16 protein-coding genes and 3 tRNA genes are annotated in these 17,337 nt (G+C 68.3%); 4 read left to right on the top strand and 15 right to left on the bottom strand.

The window, feature by feature from the left end:
• Positions 1 to 251: 251 nt before the first annotated feature.
• The 8 genes from clpX to D3869_RS12950 all read right to left on the bottom strand — a co-directional run bounded on the left by clpX (position 252) and on the right by D3869_RS12950 (position 7,667).
• Positions 252 to 1,520 carry an ATP-dependent Clp protease ATP-binding subunit ClpX gene (gene clpX / locus D3869_RS12985; RefSeq protein WP_137140371.1) on the bottom strand — a complete coding sequence of 423 codons (1,269 nt, stop codon included), beginning with the start codon at positions 1,518 to 1,520 and terminating at the stop codon, positions 252 to 254.
• A gap of 212 nt (positions 1,521 to 1,732) precedes the next feature.
• Positions 1,733 to 2,368, bottom strand: a complete 636-nt coding sequence (gene clpP, locus D3869_RS12980) for an ATP-dependent Clp endopeptidase proteolytic subunit ClpP (RefSeq protein WP_038528407.1) — start codon at positions 2,366 to 2,368, stop codon at positions 1,733 to 1,735.
• A 101-nt stretch (positions 2,369 to 2,469) separates the two neighbouring features.
• Positions 2,470 to 3,804, bottom strand: a complete 1,335-nt coding sequence (gene tig / locus D3869_RS12975; RefSeq protein WP_137140370.1) for a trigger factor — start codon at positions 3,802 to 3,804, stop codon at positions 2,470 to 2,472.
• A gap of 91 nt (positions 3,805 to 3,895) precedes the next feature.
• Positions 3,896 to 3,980, bottom strand: a tRNA-Leu gene (locus D3869_RS12970).
• A gap of 173 nt (positions 3,981 to 4,153) precedes the next feature.
• On the bottom strand, positions 4,154 to 5,704 hold the full coding sequence (locus D3869_RS12965) for a malonyl-CoA decarboxylase (RefSeq protein ID WP_137140369.1): 1,551 nt from the start codon (positions 5,702 to 5,704) through the stop codon (positions 4,154 to 4,156).
• A 106-nt stretch (positions 5,705 to 5,810) separates the two neighbouring features.
• On the bottom strand, positions 5,811 to 7,277 hold the full coding sequence (locus tag D3869_RS12960; protein ID WP_137140368.1) for an NAD(P)H-hydrate dehydratase: 1,467 nt from the start codon (positions 7,275 to 7,277) through the stop codon (positions 5,811 to 5,813).
• Between the two features lie 129 nt (positions 7,278 to 7,406).
• A tRNA-His gene (locus tag D3869_RS12955) sits at positions 7,407 to 7,482 on the bottom strand.
• Between the two features lie 109 nt (positions 7,483 to 7,591).
• A tRNA-His gene (locus tag D3869_RS12950) sits at positions 7,592 to 7,667 on the bottom strand.
• A 338-nt stretch (positions 7,668 to 8,005) separates the two neighbouring features.
• Between D3869_RS12950 and D3869_RS12945 the strand changes: the two genes are divergently transcribed.
• Positions 8,006 to 8,344 carry a P-II family nitrogen regulator gene (locus tag D3869_RS12945; protein WP_014240107.1) on the top strand — a complete coding sequence of 113 codons (339 nt, stop codon included), beginning with the start codon at positions 8,006 to 8,008 and terminating at the stop codon, positions 8,342 to 8,344.
• Between the two features lie 293 nt (positions 8,345 to 8,637).
• Positions 8,638 to 10,047: a type I glutamate--ammonia ligase gene (glnA, locus tag D3869_RS12940; protein WP_137140367.1), complete on the top strand. Its 1,410-nt coding sequence runs from the start codon at positions 8,638 to 8,640 to the stop codon at positions 10,045 to 10,047.
• Positions 10,048 to 10,201: 154 nt separating this feature from the next.
• On the opposite strand, the gene D3869_RS12935 is transcribed toward glnA, so the two are convergent.
• The 6 genes from D3869_RS12935 to D3869_RS12910 all read right to left on the bottom strand — a co-directional run bounded on the left by D3869_RS12935 (position 10,202) and on the right by D3869_RS12910 (position 14,536).
• Positions 10,202 to 11,485 (bottom strand): Hsp70 family protein, encoded by a 1,284-nt coding sequence (locus D3869_RS12935; protein ID WP_137140366.1) that lies wholly within the window; start codon positions 11,483 to 11,485, stop codon positions 10,202 to 10,204.
• Positions 11,486 to 11,575: 90 nt separating this feature from the next.
• A complete protein-coding gene (locus tag D3869_RS12930; protein WP_137140365.1) occupies positions 11,576 to 12,031 on the bottom strand; it encodes a MaoC family dehydratase in 456 nt (151 codons plus the stop codon).
• Between the two features lie 42 nt (positions 12,032 to 12,073).
• Entirely contained in the window at positions 12,074 to 12,868 is a 795-nt protein-coding gene (locus D3869_RS12925) for a PhzF family phenazine biosynthesis protein (protein ID WP_137140364.1), read from the bottom strand.
• A 9-nt stretch (positions 12,869 to 12,877) separates the two neighbouring features.
• The gene (locus tag D3869_RS12920) at positions 12,878 to 13,294 is read right to left on the bottom strand and encodes a GNAT family N-acetyltransferase (RefSeq protein WP_137140363.1); all 417 of its coding nucleotides are present in this window, start codon (positions 13,292 to 13,294) and stop codon (positions 12,878 to 12,880) included.
• Positions 13,295 to 13,298: 4 nt separating this feature from the next.
• Positions 13,299 to 13,547: a DUF1127 domain-containing protein gene (locus D3869_RS12915; protein ID WP_137140362.1), complete on the bottom strand. Its 249-nt coding sequence runs from the start codon at positions 13,545 to 13,547 to the stop codon at positions 13,299 to 13,301.
• A gap of 263 nt (positions 13,548 to 13,810) precedes the next feature.
• Positions 13,811 to 14,536, bottom strand: coding sequence for a Bax inhibitor-1/YccA family protein (locus D3869_RS12910; RefSeq protein ID WP_109469166.1), 726 nt, complete (start codon positions 14,534 to 14,536; stop codon positions 13,811 to 13,813).
• A gap of 429 nt (positions 14,537 to 14,965) precedes the next feature.
• Here D3869_RS12910 and D3869_RS12905 point away from each other — a divergent pair, with 429 nt between their 5' ends.
• Positions 14,966 to 15,289, top strand: a complete 324-nt coding sequence (locus D3869_RS12905; protein ID WP_035673054.1) for a hypothetical protein — start codon at positions 14,966 to 14,968, stop codon at positions 15,287 to 15,289.
• Positions 15,290 to 15,317: 28 nt separating this feature from the next.
• On the opposite strand, the gene D3869_RS12900 is transcribed toward D3869_RS12905, so the two are convergent.
• Positions 15,318 to 15,644, bottom strand: coding sequence for a YgaP family membrane protein (locus D3869_RS12900; protein ID WP_137140361.1), 327 nt, complete (start codon positions 15,642 to 15,644; stop codon positions 15,318 to 15,320).
• Between the two features lie 180 nt (positions 15,645 to 15,824).
• Here D3869_RS12900 and D3869_RS12895 point away from each other — a divergent pair, with 180 nt between their 5' ends.
• Complete coding sequence (locus D3869_RS12895) at positions 15,825 to 17,219, top strand: PLP-dependent aminotransferase family protein (protein WP_137140360.1); 1,395 nt, start codon at positions 15,825 to 15,827, stop codon at positions 17,217 to 17,219.
• Positions 17,220 to 17,337 lie beyond the last annotated feature (118 nt).

Genomic DNA, 17,337 nt, shown 5'->3' with positions numbered 1-17,337 from the left:
CGGGATGGGCCTGGGAGGACCCCCGCCTCGGGGGATGAGCACAGGGATCGGAAACCGGCACTTTTTCTAACGTGGCACAGCCATAGCCCCCCTTCAAGGGCCAGAACCCCAATTCCGTATGGCGGTGCGGCATGCCGGTCCGGCCGTTCCGCCGCCCGGCTGAGACCCTCGATGTCTCCAAAAGCCGAAAACGACGAAGGGCGCCCGAAGGCGCCCTTCCCCGTATCCGGTACTGATCGGCCGTGACGAACTCAGGCACCCGGTGCCTGCTGCTCCCCGCGGCGTTCGGCGTGGACGTAGAGCGGCTTGGCGCGCCCCTCGACCACCTCCTTGTTGACCAGAATGCTCTCCACCCCAGACAGGCCGGGCAGATCGAACATCGGGTCGAGCAGGATCGACTCCATGATCGACCGCAGGCCGCGCGCGCCGGTCTTCCGCTGGATCGCCTTGTGGGCGATGTTGCGCAGGGCATCGTCGGAGAATTCCAGACGGACGTCCTCCATCTCGAACAGACGCTGGTACTGCTTGACCAGGGCGTTCTTCGGCTTGGTGAGGATCTCCACCAGAGCCGACTCGTCGAGGTCGGCCAGGGTGGCGACCACCGGCAGACGGCCGATGAATTCCGGGATCAGGCCGAACTTCAGCAGATCCTCGGGCTCGACCTCGCGCAGGATGTCACCGGTCGAGCGCTCGTCCGGCCCGCGCACATCGGCGCCGAAACCGATCGACGTGCCCTTGCCGCGCTGCGCGATGATCTTGTCCAGCCCGGCGAAGGCGCCGCCGCAGATGAACAGGATGTTGCTGGTGTCGACCTGCAGGAACTCCTGCTGCGGGTGCTTGCGGCCACCCTGCGGAGGCACGGAGGCGACGGTGCCCTCCATGATCTTCAGCAGGGCCTGCTGCACGCCCTCGCCCGACACGTCGCGCGTGATCGACGGGTTGTCGGACTTGCGGCTGATCTTGTCGACCTCGTCGATGTAGACGATGCCGCGCTGCGCCCGCTCGACGTTGTAGTCGGCGGCCTGGAGCAGCTTGAGGATGATGTTCTCGACGTCCTCACCGACATAGCCCGCCTCGGTCAGGGTCGTGGCGTCGGCCATCGTGAAGGGAACGTCGATGATCCGGGCGAGCGTCTGGGCGAGCAGCGTCTTGCCGCAGCCCGTGGGGCCGACCAGCAGGATGTTGGACTTCGCCAGTTCGACGTCGTTGTGCTTCGTGCCATGCGCCAACCGCTTGTAGTGGTTGTGCACTGCAACAGAAAGGACCCGTTTCGCGTGATGCTGGCCGATCACGTAATCGTCCAGTACCGCATGGATGTCGCGCGGGGTCGGCACGCCGTCGCGGGACTTCACGAGGGTCGTCTTGTTCTCCTCGCGAATGATGTCCATGCACAGCTCGACGCATTCATCGCAGATGAACACCGTCGGACCGGCAATCAGCTTGCGGACCTCGTGCTGGCTCTTGCCGCAAAAGGAGCAGTAGAGCGTGTTCTTCGAATCGCCGCTGCTGGACTTGCTCATCGGTACTCCGTCATCTCGCGGGGGACTGATCCGTATAACCTGTCAACCGCCTGCGGCGTCCCCCGACGCCGGTCCTTTCAAAGGTTGTCCCGGGCAAGGCCCGTGACAAGGTTAACGCATCCGCTCATCCTTCGAACCCGATCCATCGGACCGGTTCCCCATCATTCAACAACAGGGAACCGGCGCAATCAATCATTAGTTCGCGCGCCCCCTCAGGCCGCGTTGCCGTCGCCGATCGAGCCGGGGCGCTTTTCCACGACCTCGTCGATCAGCCCGAAGGCCTTGGCCTCCTCCGGCGACATGAACTTGTCGCGCTCCATGGCCGCCTCGATGGTGTCGAGAGACTGGCCGGTGTGCTTGACATAGATGTCGTTGAGGCGCGAACGCAGCTTCAGGATCTCCTGGGCCTGGATCTCGATGTCCGAGGCCTGGCCCTGGGCGCCGCCCGACGGCTGGTGGATCATGATCCGGCTGTTCGGCAGCGAGAAGCGCTTGCCCGGCGCGCCGGCGGCGAGCAGGAGCGAGCCCATCGAGGCCGCCTGTCCCATGCACACCGTCGACACCTGCGGACGGATGTACTGCATGGTGTCGTAGATGGCGAGGCCGGCCGAAACATAGCCGCCCGGCGAATTGATGTAGAGCGCGATGTCCTTGCTCGGGTTTTCCGATTCCAGGAACAGCAGCTGCGAGCAGATCAGGCTGGCGACGGCGTCGTTCACGCCACCGATCAAGAAAATGATCCGTTCCTTCAGCAGGCGCGAGTAAATATCGTACGCTCGTTCGCCCCGGTTGGTCTGCTCGATGACCATCGGGACCAGAGCATTCATCTTCGGTTCGAAGTCGTACATGGTGGTCTTCCCTGCTCCCGCAGCTCGGTTAGTCGTCTGAGCAGTCTACATATAGGAATGGAAAGGGGCGACCGGTAGGCCGCCCCTCAACCTTTCTGACGTCAGGCCGCCTCGGCCTCCTCGTCGGGGTCCTTCATCAGCTCTTCGGCGGACACCGGCTTCTCGCTCACCTTGGCCTGGTCCAGGATGTAGTCGACGACCTTGTCCTCGAAGATCGGGGCGCGGAGGTTTTCCAGCGCTTCCCGGTTCTGCTTGAAGAACTCGAACACCTGACGCTCCTGGCCGGGGAAGCGGCGGGCTTCCGCGATCAGGGCGCGGTTGATCTCGTCCTGGGTCACCTGGATGTCGTTGCGGCGGCCGATTTCCGACAGCAGCAGGCCCAGGCGCACGCGGCGCTCGGCGATGCCGCGGTACTCGGTCTTCAGCTCATCCTCCGGCTTGCCGGCGTCCTCACCGGCGGTGCCGTTCTTCAGCTCCTGCTGGAGGCGCTGCCAGATGCCCTCGAACTCGACGTCCACCATGCCCGGCGGGACCTCGAAGGAGTGCGCCTCGGCCAGCTTGTCGAGGAGCTGGCGCTTGACGCGCAGGCGCGACACGTTGGCGTACTCGCTCTTGATGCGGTCGCCGACGGCCTCGCGCAGCTTCTCCAGGCTCTCCATGCCGAACTCCTTGGCGAGGTCGTCGTTGACCTCGGCCGGGACGTTCTTGCGGAGCTCCTTGACGTCCACCTCGAACACGGTGTCCGCGCCCTTCAGGCGGTCGTGCGGGTAGTCGGCCGGGAAGGTGACCTTCACCGTGCGGTGCTCGCCGGCCTTGGCGCCGACCAGCTGGTCCTCGAAGCCCGGAACGAACTGGTTGGCGCCCAGCTCCAGCGGGTAGTCCTTGCCGTCCATGCCCGGCAGGGCCTCGCCATCGACCGAACCGGCGAAGTCGATCACGGCGATGTCGCCCTTCTCGGCCGCGCGGTCCTCGGTGACCGGGGCCTGCACCGAATGGGCGGAGGCCAGACGGGTCAGCGCCTCGTCGACGGCCGAGTCCTCGACCGTGGCGACCGGCTTCTCAAGCTCCAGGCCGCTGAGGTCGCCCGGCTCGATGTCCGGCAGAAGCTCGACGCCCATGGTGTAGGACAGGTCGCCGCCGTCCTCGTACTTCTCGACGTTGATCTTCGGCTGCATGGCGATGCGCAGGCCGCGCTCGTTCAGCGCCTGGCGCGAGCTGTCGGCGATCGCATCCTCCAGAGCCTCGGCCAGCACGCTGCCGCCGTAGCGCTGCTTGATCACGGCAACCGGCACCTTGCCCGGACGGAAGCCGGGGAGCTGCACCGTCCGGCGCAGCTCTTCGAGCCGGCCCTGCACCTTCTGTTCGATATCCTGGGCGGAAATGACGACCTTGTACTCGCGCTTCAGGCCGTCGGCGCTGGTCTCGGTGATGTTCATCGGAACGAAAGCCTATCTCGTTGTCCGGCCCGGCGGCGCCCGTCCGGGCGGCCCGAGACCGTGTGTTCCCATGCGGTCCAAGCTGTTGCCATGGTGCGGGCGAAGGGACTCGAACCCCCACGACCGAAGTCACCGGAACCTAAATCCGGCGCGTCTACCAGTTCCGCCACGCCCGCAATGGCATAGACAGCCCGCGACGGGTGCGGAACACCCGACGGACTGCCGGCGAAGTCCGCTCTATAGCACAGGGTTCGCGCCGCAAACAGGCAAAATGGGCGCCGTTCCGCACGCCATTGGTGGGTGCTCCGGGAAGCGCCGACGGAAGCGCCTCGGCGGGCGGCGAGCCGGCTCATCCGCCCCCCTTCCCCAGAGACCGGATGGAGGAGGAGGCGTTGACCTTGCCCTCGCCCCGGTACGCTTCGTGGTTGGCGTCGATTTCCCCCAGCTTGTAGCGGTAGTTGATCATCATCCCGCAGGACTGCCGCAACCCCTTGGACGAGCGGTCGCCCAGCCAGTTCAGCCGCTCCATGCGGGCACCGTTGCTGAGATGGAAATGCGCGACCGGGTCCAGCGCCCGCGCCGGCGCGGTGCCCGACCGTTCGCTGCGGCGGTCGGACGCACGCGCCGTCGTCAGGTAAAGCGCGCACAGCCGCATCAGCGGGCCGCGCAGTTGCTTCTGAAGCTCGTCGTCGGTGTGCCAGGAGGGCAGAGCCAAGGCGCCGGCCAGCACCGGACGCTCCGCCGCGTCGCCCTCCCCGTCCGATTCGTCGCCGTCCTGCAGGGCGGTCATGGCCTCGGCGATGCGCTCCGCCTCGGGCGGGCTGAGCAGCGAATCGCCGCGCTCGGCCAGCTCGCGGTCCAGCCAGCGGCGGAAGCCGGGAATCGGCGACAGGGTGGCGAAGCATTTGATGTTGGGGAACTCGCCGGTCAGCCCGTCAACCACCCGCTTGATGAGGAAGTTGCCGAAGCTGATTCCCGCCAAGCCGACCTGGGCGTTGGAGATGGAATAGAAGATGGCGCTGTCGGCGCTCTTCGGGTCGCAGACCGGGGCGGAGGGGTCGAGGAGCGCCTGCACGTTGTCCGACATGCCCTGGACCAGGGCGACCTCCACGAAGATCAGCGGCTCGTTCGGCATGCGCGGGTGGAAGAAGGCGAAGCAGCGGCGGTCGGAGTCGAGGCGGTCCTTCAGGTCCCGCCAACCGCTGATCTCGTGCACCGCCTCGTACTTGATGAGCTTCTCCAGGAGCGAGGCCGGGCTGTCCCAGGTGATCCGACGCATCTCCAGGAAGCCGACGTCGAACCAGTTGCGCAGCAGGCTCTTGATATCGTCCTCCAGCGCCTGGAGCAGCGGCTCCCCACGGGCCATCTCCATCAGTTCGGCGCGCAGGTCGACCAGGAACTTCACCCCTTCCGGCAGGCCGTTGAATTGGGTCAGCAGCCGCAGCCGCGGCGGTTCCAGCGCGCGGCGCAGGGCGCGCTCGGCGTGGCCGCGCGACACCGGATCGCCCGCCGTCTGGAAGGTGGCCATCGCCTGGTCGACGGCGGCGCGGTCCACATCGAAGTCGCGCGCGAGCATCATCAGGAAATTGCGCCGCCCCTGCCCGTCCAGCGCCAGATAGGTGCGGCCAAGCTGCGCCGCCCGGGCCCGCGCCGACACCTCGCCGCCGCGGCCCTCCAGGCAGGCTTCGATCTGCTCCTTCAGCCGCTCCGCGTCTTCCTTGGGCAGATTGGCGCGCGGCGCCGCGCCGACCACCCCGCGGGCGGAGGCGGCGATCTCGCGCCAGCCCGCGCGCAGCGTGTCCAGGGTGCGGTCGAGCAAGCCCGGCGGTGTTCCCACCCCAGGTGTTGGGGCTTGGGACGGAACGGGCTCGGCGGATTTGATCTCGGGCGTCTCGCTCATACCCAGAGTCTGGCGTGCGGACAGGCTCTCGGCAAGCCATAGCTTGAGCCCGGCCTTAAGGGTAAGCCCCCTGCCCGGGCGTATGTATGCCCGGCGGGCTCCCGGATCAGCGCGCCCCCGCCTTCAAGCGCTTCAGCACCCCCGGCAGCGCATCCGGCAGATCCTCGGCGATCAGACCCGGTCCGAACGCGTTCGCCGCCTCGCCGTGCAGCCAGACCGCGGCGCAGGCGGCGTCGAACGCGTCCATCCCCTGGGCGATCAGCCCGAGCGCGATGCCCGCCAGCACGTCCCCCGAGCCGGCGGTCGCAAGATCGGCCGGAGCGTTGGCGTTGACGACCGCCCGCCCGTCCGGCGCCGCGACCACCGTGTCGGCGCCTTTCAAAAGGACAACCGCGCCGCAGCGCGCCGCCGCGGCGCGGGCGCGGGTCAATTTGCCGCCCTCCGTCGCCGCGAGGTCCGGAAAGATCCGGGCGAACTCGCCCTCGTGCGGGGTCAGCAGGCAGCGTTCGTTCAGCCGGTCAAGCAGGTCGGCGGGCGACTCGGCGAAGCTGGTCAGCGCGTCGGCGTCCAGCACGCAGGCCTTTCCGGCACCCAGCGCGGCGAGGACATGGCTCCGCGTGCCCTGCCCGACGCCGGCGCCCGGCCCCAGCAGCACCGCGTTCCTGCGTGGGTCCGCCAGCAGGGCCGCAAAGGCGGTCTCGTCCGCCACGTCGGTCACGATCAGGCTGGGCGAACCGGCGGCGTAGATCGGCACCGAGTCGGGCGGACAGGCCACCGTGACCAGCCCCGCTCCGGCGCGCAGGGCCCCCCGCGCCGACAGCCGCGCCGCGCCGGTCATCCGCGCCCCGCCGAGCACCAGCGCGTGCCCCCGCGCGTATTTGTGGGCGTCGAGCCGCGGCCAGGGATAGCGCTGGCGCCACAGGTCGGGGCCGTTCACCAGGGTTTGCGGCGCAATGGCGTCCAGCACGGTGTCGGGGATGCCGATGTCGGCGACCACCACCTCGCCGCACAGGGCGCGGCCCGGCAGCAGCAGATGGCCGGGCTTGCGGCGGAAGAAGGTGACGGTCAGCGCCGCCCGCGGGGCCACCCCCATCACCTGGCCGCTGTCGCCGTGAAGGCCGCTCGGCACGTCCACGGCGACGACGGTGCGCCCCGCCATCGCCTCGACGACCTCCTTCGCCATGCCGTCGAGCGGGCGGGCGAGCCCGGCCCCGAACAGCGCGTCGATGACCAGGGGGTTGCCGTCCAGCAGCCAGGGATCGGCGGCCTCCACCGGGCCGGTCCAGCGTCCGGCCGCCACCGCCGCGTCGCCGCGCAGGGCGGAGCGCGACCCCAGCAGAGCCAGCCGCACCGGCCAGCCCGCTTCAAGAAGAAGGCGGGCGATGACGAACCCGTCGCCGCCGTTGTTGCCCGGCCCGCACAGGACCACGGTCGGGTGCGGCGCCCAGCGCTCGCAGACCGCGCGCACCACCGCGGCGCCCGCCGCCTCCATCAGCACAGGCCCCGGCACGCCGCCCGCCATGGTCAGCGCGTCGGCGCGGTACATCTCCGCCACGGAAAGCAGTTCGTCCATCGCCTCCACCCGCCGCAATCCCGCATCACCGTCACCCGGCACAATAAGCACCGCGACGGCCGCAGCATAGCCGGGCACAGGAGGAATGAAAGGAATGGCCTGTTTGGCACAGGAATTGGAAGGAAGAACTGGGGCGATGGATGGGACTCGAACCCACGACCGCTCGGACCACAACCGAGAGCTCTACCAACTGAGCTACCACCGCCACCGGGGGACGGAATGAACCGTCCGCAAACACCCCACCCGCCGCCTCGATCGATGCAACGCCCGCGTGAACTCCTCACGAGGAAGGCGCATCCACCGTCAAGGGGGACTGGGGCGATGGATGGGACTCGAACCCACGACCGCTCGGACCACAACCGAGAGCTCTACCAACTGAGCTACCACCGCCACCGGGGCCGCCTATTTGCCCCAAGGGACGGGTTGGGTCAAGCTCTATTTTCCACCATGTTCATCAATGTGAAAAGCCGGGCGAAAAGTCCGCGTTACCCCATCCGAACGGGTATGGCTGCGCGGATTGCTTGCAGCTTGTGCACAAATATTGTTCACTTCGCCCTATCCGTTGGCAGTCGCGTGCCGCCCACGGTGGCATCGTCCCGCGGCGGCCCGGCATCCCACGCAGCCGGATCGCAACCGCTCCGATTGGCACGCAACGTGCTTTACATCGGACCGTCGGCAGAGCCGTGGACGGTGCCTGCCGGCGTTGGCACCTCGTACACGAGAGACCCATGAAGAAGATCGAAGCCATCATTAAGCCGTTCAAACTCGACGAAGTGAAGGAAGCCCTTCACGAGGTCGGCATCAAGGGCATCACCGTCACCGAGGCCAAGGGCTTCGGCCGTCAGAAGGGGCACACCGAGCTGTACCGCGGCGCGGAGTATGTGGTCGACTTCCTGCCGAAGGTGAAGATCGAGGTGGTGATGGAGGACTCCCTGGTGGAGCGGGCGATCGAGGCGATCCAGCAGGCCGCCCACACCGGCCGCATCGGCGACGGCAAGATCTTCGTCACCCCCGTGGAAGAAGTTGTCCGCATCCGGACCGGCGAGAAGGGAGGCGACGCGATCTGATCGCGTCCCACGAACCCGACCACCGGCCACCATGAACCAGCCCTGCCCACAACCGATGCAGACCGAACCGACCCGGGTCGGATTGACGCAAACCGGACCAACGCGGGCCGGCGCGCGGCGCGCGGAACGATCCGTGCGCGGGTGCCCATCCGGGCGCGTCTTTTTGTGCTGCCACATTGTGTGCACGGGAAAGGCATGACATAACGTCCGCCGCGAGCGCCGTCACCCGCCCCTCGAAGAACGGTCGGTTTGACGCAGCGGGACCCAAACCTCTTAAGCGTGGAAAAAGAGATATGTCCGACATCAGCAAGGTCTTCGACCTGATCAAGGAACACGACGTCAAGTACGTGGACCTCCGCTTCACCGACCCGCGCGGCAAGCTGCACCACACCGCCCAGCACGTCTCGACCATCGACGAGGACGTGTTCGAGGACGGCATCATGTTCGACGGTTCCTCGATCGCCGGCTGGAAGGCGATCAACGAGTCGGACATGATCCTCCAGCTCGACCCGACCACCGCCGTCATGGACCCGTTCTCGGCCCAGCCGACGCTGAACATCCTCTGCGACGTCTACGAGCCGTCGACCGGCCAGCCCTACGCCCGCTGCCCGCGCGGCATCGCGAAGGCCGCCGAGAAGTACATGGCGTCGGCCGGCATCGGCGACACCGCCTTCTTCGGTCCGGAAGCCGAGTTCTTCGTGTTCGACGACGTGAAGTTCAAGGTCGAGATGAACAAGGTGTCCTACGAGTTCGACTCGGAGGAAGGCCCGTACACCTCCGACAAGGACTATGAGGACGGCAACCTCGCCCACCGTCCGGGCGTCAAGGGCGGCTACTTCCCGGTCGCTCCGGTCGACAGCGGCTCGGACCTGCGCGCCGAGATGCTGAGCGTCCTCGCCGAGATGGGCGTGCCGGTCGAGAAGCACCACCACGAGGTGGCCGCCTCGCAGCACGAGCTGGGCATCAAGTTCGACACGCTGGTCCGCACCGGCGACAACATGCAGTACTACAAGTACGTCGTGCACAACGTCGCCCATGCCTACGGCAAGACCGCGACCTTCATGCCGAAGCCGGTCTTCGGCGACAACGGCTCGGGCATGCACTGCCACCAGTCGATCTGGAAGGAAGGCCAGCCGCTGTTCGCCGGCAACCAGTACGCCGACCTGTCGGAGATGGCGCTGTACTACATCGGCGGCATCATCAAGCACGCCAAGGCGCTGAACGCCTTCACCAACCCGTCGACCAACTCCTACAAGCGTCTGGTCCCGGGCTATGAGGCTCCGGTGCTGCTGGCCTACTCGGCCCGCAACCGCTCGGCCTCCTGCCGCATCCCGTACGTCGCCTCGCCGAAGGGCAAGCGCGTCGAGGTCCGCTTCCCGGATCCGTCGGCCAACCCGTACCTGGCCTTCGCCGCCATGCTGATGGCCGGCCTGGACGGCATCCAGAACAAGATCCATCCGGGCGAGGCGATGGACAAGAACCTGTACGACCTGCCGGCCGAAGAGCTGGCCAAGGTTCCGACGGTTTGCGGCTCGCTGCGCGAGGCCCTTGACAGCCTGAAGGCCGACAGCGCCTTCCTGCAGAAGGGCGACGTGTTCACCAAGGACATGATCGAGTCCTACATCGAGCTGCGCACCGAGGAGCTGCTGGCCTTCGAGACCATGCCGCACCCGATCGAGTACAAGATGTACTACTCGGTCTGATCCAACGGACCTCGGTCCGCTGGTTCCCGGTGTCCGCCCTGCCCTCGCGGCGCGGCGGGCACCGCCGGCGGATCGAACCCTGGAACAGAGCACGAAAAAGCCCACCGGCGGCAGCGTCGGTGGGCTTTTTCGTTTCCGGGACTTTGAACAGGCGTCAGGCGGTGCCGCCGAAACGCCGCGCCGCCTCGATGGTCAGGCCGGTGCCGACCGAGCCGAAGATGTTGCCTTCCACCACGCGGGCGCCGGGCAGTTCGGCCAGGATGGCCGCCCGCACCTGCGGCAGCAGCGTGGAGCCGCCGGTCAGGAACACCGCGTCGATCTCCGCCGGCAGCGTGCCGGCCTCGGCCAGACAGGCGCGCACCCGCCCGCCGATGCGGCCGGCCAGGATCGCCGTCGCCTGGTTCAGCTCCTCCACCGACACCGGGCGGGTCATGCCGCCACCGCCCCAATCCAGCAGGAGGCCCGCTTCCGGCCCGTCGGACAGGGCGATCTTGGTGCGCTCCACCGCCATGGCCAGCGCGTGGCCCAGCCGGTGCTCGACCACGCCGATCAGCCGCTCGATGCGGTCCGGGGTCGCGGAATCACGCTTCAGGCGCTCCAGGTCGGCCATCGCCTTGGCGGTGTAGAGGAAGTTGATCTTCGACCAGGTCGCCAGATCGAAGAACAGATGCTTGGGGGCGAGCAGGCCGGGGCGCTTCATGGCGCTGCCATGGCCGAGCAGCGGCATGGCCGTCGCCAGGGACAGGTCGCGGTCGAAGTCGGTGCCGCCGACGCGGATGCCGTCGTTGGCCAGGATGTCGGCGCTGCGGTCGGCCCGCCCGCGCCGCTCCGGCCCAATGCGGACGATGGAGAAGTCCGACGTGCCGCCGCCGATGTCGGCGATCAGGGCCAGCTCCTCCCGCTCCACCTGCTGTTCGTAGTCGAGCGCGGCGGCGATGGGCTCATACTGAAAAGAGATGCCGCGGAAGCCGACGGAGCGGGCGATCTCGCCCAGAACCTCCTCCGCCGCGGCGTCGCCCGCCGGGTCGCCGTCCACGAAATGCACCGGGCGGCCGAGGACCACGTCGGTCAGCTCGCCGCCCAGCGCCGTCTCCGCGCGCTCCTTCACCGCGGCCAGGAAGGTGGCGATGACCGCGCGGAAGGTGATGCGGCCCTTGCGGAGCGCGGTGTCGGCGTCGATCAGGTCGGTGCCCAGCATCGACTTGATGGAGCGCATCAGGCGCCCCTCGACGCCCGACGCATAGGCATCGACGGCCGCCTGCCCGACCGTCACCGCATCAGCCTCGAAATCGAAGAAGACGGCGCTGGGCAGGGTCGTCCTCGCGCCGTCGAGGGGAAGCAGGCCGTACCCACCCTCCCCCGTGCCGGCGCCCGCGGACGCCGTCCGCACGCCAAGCGTCGTGTTGGACGTGCCGAAATCGAGGCCGCAAGCCGTCATGGGAACCCCCGCCGTGATGGAAGGGGCGAGGCTATACAGGGGCCGGGCCTGCGGATCAAGACGCGCGACGGGACAGGCCGTCCGTGTTTGCTACTCCGCCGGAAGGCTGCGGGTCGCCACGATGTGGTTCAAGGTGATGGTCATCACCGCCTCGCCATGCTGGTTCAGCGTGGTGTAGGCCAGCCGGACCGTGCCGCGGTCGCCGCGGCGGGACGGGATGGCCTCCACCACCTCCACCCGGGCGCGCAACGTGTCGCCGGGCCGCACCGGGCGCAGCCAGCGCAGCTCGTCGCCGCCCGAGCCGCCCAGGCTGGTGCCGGTGATAGCCCCGGTGTCGCGGAACAGCCGGAAGGTCAGGGACAGGGTGTGGAAGCCGCTGGCGATCAGCCCGCCGAACGGCCCTTCCGCGGCGGCAACCGCGTCGATATGGAAGGGCTGCGGGTCGAAGCGCTGGGCGAAATCCATGATCTGGCTGTCGGTGACCGTCGCCCCTTCGGTCTCGATCACATCGCCGACGCGGAAATCCTCGAAGTAACGCCCCGCCATGCCCGCTGCCCTCCCGTTCCATTGGTCCTCGTATGGACAGCGCTAAATGTAGATGGCGCCATCCATATAGAGAACCGCTTTCCCGGCGATCTTCACGCGGTCCCCCGCCAGATCGCAGGACAGGGCACCGCCGCGGGCCGAGACCTGACGGGCCTTCAGCCGCTCCTTGCCCAGCCGCCGCGCCCAGTAGGGGATGAGCGTGCAATGGGCGGAGCCGGTCACCGGGTCTTCGGGAATCCCCTGGGCCGGCGCGAAGAAGCGGGAGACGAAATCCACGCCGCCGCTGCCCGGCGCCGTCACGATGACCGCGTAGAAATCCTCCAGCCGGGCCAGGGCGCTCATGTCTGGAGTCAGGCCGCGCACCGTCGCCTCGTCGTCATAGACGACCACGAGGTCGCGCGCCTTCAGCACCGCCGTCGGCGACGGTCCGCCCAGCGCGTCGAGCAAGCCGGCCGGCGGCCCGGCCAGCGGTTCCGGCGGGCGGCTGGGGAAATCCAGCGTGTAGAGGTCGCCGTTGCGGGTGACGCTGAGGGTTCCGGCTTCCCGGGTGGTGAAGTCGATGCGCGGGCAGCCCCACTCCAGCATCGTCGCGATGACGAAGGCCGAGGCCAGCGTGGCGTGGCCGCACAGATCCACCTCCACCGTCGGGGTGAACCAGCGGATCTCGTAACCGTCGCCGCGGCGGACGAGGAAGGCGGTCTCCGCCAGATTGTTTTCCGCCGCGATGGCCTGGAGCGTCGCGTCGGGAAGCCAGTCCTCCAGCGGCACGACCGCCGCCGGGTTGCCCGCGAACACCGCGTCCGCGAAGGCATCGACCTGATACAGGGGAAGGCGCACGGTGCCTCCTTAAGGTTTCTCGGTGAACAGGAACGCCTGGGCGTGCCGCTCCATCCCCGCCGCCTCGTAGAAGGTGACCGCCTTGGGTGCGGACAGAAGAAGGCAGGTGACGCCCTCCCCCATCGCGGCGCGGGTGCGGCGCATCAACTCCTTGCCGATGCCGCGCCCCTGACAGGCGCGGTCGACGGCGAGGTCGGACAGATAGCAGCAGAAGGCGAAATCGGTGATGGACCGGGCGACGCCGACCAACGCCCCGTCCGCGTCGCGGGCGGTGACGATCAGGCCGGCGTTGCGCAGCATCGCCTCCACCCGCGGGCGGTCCGCCACGGGCCGGCGTTCGGCCAGCCCGGAGCGGTGGAGCACGTCGATGAAGGCGTCGACGGTCAGGTCGGGCTCGACGGCGTAGAGGATCGCATCGGCGCTCATCGCCTCACCCCCGCCAGAAGGGCTTGCTGACCTCGCTGTCCACGTCGGCGCGGGACACGCCGATGTCCTTCAGCAAATGATCGTCCAGCCGCATCAGCGCCTGCCGCTGCCGCCACCGCTCGTAGCCGTTCAGGCCGGCCTCCATCACGAACCAGACGGGGCGGATGCCGACGGAGATGGCGCGCGCGATGACCTTGAAGACGGTCGTGAACGAGGACGATCCGGACGACCGGGTCGCTTCTGTGGTGCGCATGATGTGCCTCCTTCGTCAAAACATTCAGCCCCGAACAATCGAGACAATGGCAATTATGTCGACACAATCGCGCCGGTCAATGTCGTTATTGTCACCATTACATTTCCGATATCGGATGTATCCCGACAGCAACACCCGTTGGCCACACAGTCCTTTGGACGAGTTCCGCCCCCAGGATCCTCACCATCCGGGCATGAAAAAGGCCGGCCGCGGAATGCGGCCGGCCCGGTAGAGCGCCTCGACTGGCGCCGGATGCAGTCCCGTTACTCGCGGTTGCCCATGAGCTGGAGGAGCATCTGGAAGAGGTTGATGAAGTTGAGGTAGAGGGAAAGGGCGCCCATGACGGCGAGCTTGGTGTTGGCCTCGTGCCCGTAGCCCTCGGCGTACTCCTCCTTGATGCGCTGGGTGTCGTAGGCGGTCAGGCCGGTGAAGATGACCACGCCGATGACCGAGACGGCGAACTGCAGCGCGCTGGAGCCGATGAAGATGTTGACCAGGCTGGCGATGACGATGCCGATCAGGCCCATCATCAGGAACGAGCCCATCTTCGACAGGTCGGCCTTGGTGGTGTAGCCCCACAGGCTCATCGCCGCGAACATTGCCGCGGTGATGAAGAACACCCGCGCCACGCTGGCCCCGGTGAAGACCAGGAAGATCGACGCCATGGAGACGCCCATCACCGCGCAGAAGGCCCAGAACAGCCCCTGCAGCGCGCTCGCCGACATCGCGTGGAAGCGGAAGGACAGCACCATGATGAAGGCCAGCGGCGCCAGCATCACCACCCACTTCAGCGGGGTCGTGAAGATCGGAACGTACAGCGCCGGCGTGCTCGCCACGAACAGCGCCACAAGCCCCGTCACGCCAAGGCCGAGCATCATGAAGTTGTAGACCCGCAGCATGTGCTTGCGCAGGCCCTCGTCGAACGCCGCACGGTCCACGCCCGCGGCGCCGGCGCCCCAACGACTCTGGTTGGGATACTGGTCGAACATTGCGAAAACTCCCTCGTTCAAGCCTTTGACCGGCGGGCCTTTGACCGGCAAGCCTCGGACCGGCGGCGGGCACATGGCAGCGGATCGGCCGCGGCAAAGCGGCGGCGGGACGGTGTGGCTGCGCTGTCCATCGAAGAAACCCTCCAGATGCGGTCACGCCCGTCGGCGCAAAAGCAGATGAAGAGGTCCGACATCGCGGCCGACGACTCAGCTGCCAGAGGGGCCCGGACCCTGATTGCCCTAATAGTTGGCCGTGTGGCCGGCGCCTTTCAAGATGCCCGCCCGGTCACAGGTTCCACACGAACGGGAGCTTGGAACACGCGCGCCTGTTCCCATATGGCGGCTGGAGCGCACGTTCCGACAGGCCGGGGCGCCGCGTTTTCCGTCAACAACCTTCAGAGCCGGATCAACAAGATGGAGAGTGCCGCGTTGAGCGACCAGCACCACAGACGCCTCGAACGGCGGGTGGATCGCATCCAGGAGAAGCTTCCCGACTCCATGGCGCGGGTGCTGGCTTGGCTCCGCGAGCCGCGGGCGACCTGGGTGCGCGTCCCCGCCGGGCTGCTTCTGATTCTCGGCGGCCTGTTCAGCTTCCTGCCCGTTCTGGGCATCTGGATGCTGCCCCTCGGCCTCGTTCTGCTCGCCTACGACGTTCCGTTCCTTCGCCCGCCGATCAACCGCGCGCTGGTGCGCGGCGAGCGGCGCTGGAAGGAGTGGAAGCGGCGGCGCCGCGCCGCTTCCTCATCCTCGTGACCATCGTCCTCCCGACCGTCCCGCTGCGTCAGGAATAGGACCCGGTGCGGGCCGGCGTGCGCTCCAGGGGCCCTTCGCCGGGGCTGTAGCGCTCCGAGCGCGGACCGGACAGACGGTCGTGGTCCTCGTCCGCCACCATCGCCTTCAGCGGGCAATGGCCGCTCATGCCGCGGGCCACCAGGGCGGCGCCGGCCAGCCCCATGATGGCGCCCCGCACGTCGGCGCCGCGGCGCACGCCGCCCGCCGCCATGACGAGGCCGAGGCCGGTGGACACGGCGCGTTCCAGCGGCCCGAGGTTCCGCGCGCCTCCAAAGAAGCGGTCGTAGGTGTGTCGGATGGCGTTTTCGGCGCTCATGCCTGAAGTCTCCCGGCTGTGCCCGGCGCAAAGGGGATGCCGAAGCGGCGCCGGGCGTTCCTGACTGCAACGCCCGCCCGGCCGTCCGGGTTCCCGAGCGCGCCGCGCGTTCGGATACGGACAATCGCGACAATGCGGTGACACTTGCCGAAGGATCGGTACAATGTCATCATTGTCCCCATGACACAGTGGGTTCCTGATCTGGAGGGCCGGCAAGGCCCCCGTTACCGCGCCATCGCCGACGCCCTGTCCGACGACATCGCCGGCGGACGGCTCGCTCCCGGCACGCGCCTTCCCACCCACCGCGACCTCGCCTACCGCCTCGGCGTCACCGTCGGCACCATCACCCGCGCCTACACGGAGGCGGAGAAGCGCGGGCTGATCGGCGGCGAGGTCGGGCGCGGCACCTTCGTGCAGGGGCAGCGCCACATGCCCCCTTCCGACCCCTTCTCCTGGGCTCCCCGGCCCGAACCCTCCGTCGTCAACATGACCGTCGTGACGCCGGAGCACCCGATGTCGGTGCCGATGATGGGCGCCACCCTGGCCGCCATCGGCGCGTCGCCGAACCTCGGGGCGCTGCTGGAATATGCGCCGCACGCCGGCCTGCCCGCGCACCGCGCCGCCGGGGCGCAATGGCTCACCCGCCAGCACCGGGCGGCGGCGACGCCGGACACGACCCTGCTGACCACCGGCGCGCAGAACGCCATGGCGGTGGCGATGGCCGCGGTGGCGCGCCCCGGCGACGTCGTGCTGACGGAGCGGCTGACCAACTACGGCATGAAGACCCTGAGCGCGGTCGAGGGCTACCATCTGGAGGGGATCGCCATCGACGAGCATGGCGTGGTCCCGGACAGTTTCGACAGCGCCTGCCGCCGTCTGGCCCCCAAGGCACTCTATCTGGTGCCGACCCTGCACAACCCCACCGCCTCCGTCATGCCGCAGGCCCGGCGGGTCGAGATCGCGGCCATCGCCCGCCGCTACGGGGTGGTGCTGGTGGAGGACGACGTCTTCGGCTTCCTGGTCCATGATGCGAAGCCCATCCAGGCCATCGCCCCGGACGTCACGCTCTACGTCAACAGCCTGTCCAAGAGCGTGTCGGCCGGGCTGCGCGTCGGCTATGTGGTCGCGCCGCCGGCCCTGGTGCCGCGGGTGGAGGCGGTCATCCGCGCCCTGCAATACTCCTCCCCGCCCCTGCCGCCGGAGGTCGCGACGCGCTGGATCACCGACGGCAGCGCCGACCGCATCGCCGAGGCCCAGCGCGGGGAAGCCATGGCGCGCCAGCAGATCGCCCGCTCCATCCTGCCTGCCAGCGCCGTCTGCGGGCACGCGTCGGCGCAGCATCTCTGGATGGTCCTGCCCGAGCCCTGGCGGCGCGACGACTTCATCGCCGAGGCGCTGCGCCGCGGCGTGAAGGTGACCGGGGGCGACGTGTTCGCCGTGGGCCGGGCCAGCGCCCCCCACGCCGTGCGGCTTGGCCTCTGCCACCCGCACAGCCGGGACGAACTGGCGCGCGGCCTGCGCACGCTGGCCGACCTGCTGGACAACCCGCAGACCGCGATGCTGTCGATCGTGTGAGAAGGCGGAACGGCCGCGCCCTTAAAGCGGATTGCAATCCGCTTTGGACCGCGACGGCGGTCCCGGCCGCACATGCGGCCGAAGCCCGCCGGCAAGTGAGGCGATGTGAGTCTAAAGC

It is taken from the genome of Azospirillum brasilense, from assembly GCF_005222205.1.
GTDB classification, from domain to species: Bacteria; Pseudomonadota; Alphaproteobacteria; order Azospirillales; family Azospirillaceae; genus Azospirillum; species Azospirillum brasilense_G.
This window is presented reverse-complemented; position numbering and strand designations above follow the sequence as displayed.